This window comes from Desulfurobacterium sp. (assembly GCF_027028515.1).
Lineage (GTDB): Bacteria > Aquificota > Aquificia > Desulfurobacteriales > Desulfurobacteriaceae > Desulfurobacterium_A.
Map to the genome: position 1 here is coordinate 1 of NZ_JALVIW010000105.1, position 2333 is coordinate 2333.

The following is a 2333-nucleotide window of genomic DNA, read 5'->3' on the forward strand; positions in this document are numbered from 1 at the left end:
ATATGGTACAAATCAACCCAGTTTAGAGTGGAAACGGTGAGAGGATTTAAAGGTTTTAACGAACCAATTGTTGGTGACATTTACAATGATGCAGAAAGTTCAACTACCTGATAAAAATAAAAAAAGGGGCATATGCCCCCTTTTTTACTCGAGTCCAAAAAGTTTCAGTGCAAGGTCAAGTATAACATAGGTCAAAAGCCCTGTAATGCCAAGTGTTGTGATAAGGCCGAAATAGACAACTTCTGGAGAAACTTTCCTCAACTTTGCATATCCCATGTAGAGCTTGCCGCTTACGATGGCTACTATAAAGGCAACGATAACTTTTGGAAGGAGAAAGTGCTGGAAATCAAGGTTGTTTCCAAAAATTCCAAGAGGCAGGAAAGCATACATAATAACTGCAATAAAGGAAACAGCTGCAAGAGACCAGTTTATAGATTTTTCCATCGTTGAAGCCATTTTTAACCTCCCCAATTTTCTACATAACATTATAATGTGTTGTAACTGTAAAAATCAAGTCTCTATCTTACAGGTGAATAGTAAGTTATGATATAAGAAAAGGCAAGTAAAAACAGTCATGGAGATATGGCTTTTAAGAAAGCACTGTCAAGTTTTGTTTCTGTCTTTTCACTCTTCCTGAACATGAAGTAGATAACTATCATCGTGAAAAAGCCGGAAAGAACACCTATAACTTCAACGGGAACAACCTTTGTGTATGCCATTGCCAGAGCTGAAAGTGAAAGTACCAATCCGGAAACGACAGCCGGGATGAAATTTTTCTTTACAGCTTCCCACTTTCCTACAAAGTAGAGCATCATAAGGGCAAAACAGACAGATACTACGGGTAAAAAGATTGTTATTTTCTGCGTAAATACCCAGATAAATTGTTCAAGGTTCGCTATTCCCGGTGGTTTTATGTTAAAAGGTCCCCACACGACCCTTGCCGGGAGGGTGATAGGGATAGATAAAAGTGCAAAGGATGTGAGAGGATCGCAGCATAGGATTGATATGGCAACAGCAGCAAGAGGCGTAAATCCAAGAGCCACAAATACAGGAGGGAATAGAGCTGGCGTTACCACACCAAGAGATGTTGCTAAAGAACCGAATCCCATTCCTATGAACAGTGTCTGTTCTACTTTGTTTGTCGTGATGGAACGAACTGTTTTGACGACTTCAGAAAGAGCGCCAGTCTCTTTCATTATGAAGATCATTAGCATTGTAAAGGCTACTGCAAAGGTGATTGCAAAGGCTTTGACAATTCCATAAATACTTGCGCCTATAACGACAGAAAGGGGTGTTTTGAAATAGAGCCACGCTACAAGACCTGCAAAATTCCAGCCGGCCACCGACATGAAGACGCCCGATCGGGAGAAAAAAAGCATTCCGATAAAAACGAGGAGAATTGGGCTTACCGCAAAGAAGAAGTCCATAAGCTACCTCCTTATTATTTATAGACTGAAGCGGCTTCAAGGAGTTTTGCGCCGCTTTCTTCAAGAACTTTTACCGCCTTTTCAAATAGAGCATCTTTGACTTTAAAAAAGAGGATGGCTTTTGAGGAAGAGCCCGCGTACGCATAGGTATATTCTACATCTATGTCATTTTCCGCTAAAACTTTTACGACGTTGTAGAATCCACCGGGTTTGTCTTCAACTTCTACCGCGAATACTTCAGTTTCTGTGGCAGCGAAGTTATCGGCCAAAAGAACGGCTTTTGCCTTTTCAGGGTTGTTTACAACTAACCTTAAAATTCCAAATTCTGAAGAGTCGGCTAAAAATAGGGCACGGATGTTTATATCTGCAAGTGAAAGAGTTTTGGCTACGTCTGCCAGTCTTCCTTTTCTGTTTTCAAGAAATATTGATATCTGCTTCACAGCGTATTTGCCCTTCATCTTTTCCTCCTTAAATGTTTAATTCTCTTCTATCGATGACTCTTTTGGCTTTTCCCATGCTTCTTTCGAGTGTTTTCGGTTCAACCAATTTGACTTTTGCATTGATGAATAAGCTGTTCAACATGTCTTCTTCTATTTTTTTCTTGAGAGAATCGAGGCTTCCCACTCCATCTTTTAGAAGTTTTTCATCTACTTCTATCCAGACTTCCAGTTTGTCAAGGACCCCTTTTTTATCAACGACGATTACGTAGTTCGGAGTTAGCCCTTCTATCTGAGTTATAACGTGTTCAACCTGTGATGGGAATATGTTGACACCGTTAACTATAAGCATGTCATCGGAACGACCCTTTATGTTTTCAATGTAGAGTATCGTTCTTCCACAGGGGCACGGTTCTCTATGGATAACCGTTATATCTTTTGTTCTGTAGCGTATCATCGGTAAAGCTTG

At 40.3% G+C, this 2333-nt stretch carries 3 protein-coding genes and 2 pseudogenes; 1 reads left to right on the forward strand and 4 read right to left on the reverse strand.

The features are described 5' to 3' along the window. Window positions 1-111 (forward strand): annotated as a pseudogene (locus MV676_RS08760) (putative methyltransferase); the annotation flags it as partial. Between the two features lie 33 nt (window positions 112-144). Here MV676_RS08760 and MV676_RS08765 read toward each other — a convergent pair. From MV676_RS08765 to MV676_RS08780, 4 genes and pseudogenes are all read right to left on the reverse strand, one after another. Next, window positions 145-456, reverse strand: a complete 312-nt coding sequence (locus tag MV676_RS08765; RefSeq protein WP_297446884.1) for a hypothetical protein — start codon at window positions 454-456, stop codon at window positions 145-147. Between the two features lie 116 nt (window positions 457-572). After that, entirely contained in the window at window positions 573-1427 is an 855-nt protein-coding gene (locus MV676_RS08770) for an L-lactate permease (RefSeq protein WP_297446887.1), read from the reverse strand. A 14-nt stretch (window positions 1428-1441) separates the two neighbouring features. Continuing rightward, complete coding sequence (locus MV676_RS08775) at window positions 1442-1885, reverse strand: acetolactate synthase (protein WP_297446890.1); 444 nt, start codon at window positions 1883-1885, stop codon at window positions 1442-1444. Window positions 1886-1895: 10 nt separating this feature from the next. Further along, window positions 1896-2333 (reverse strand): annotated as a pseudogene (locus MV676_RS08780) (phenylacetate--CoA ligase); the annotation flags it as partial.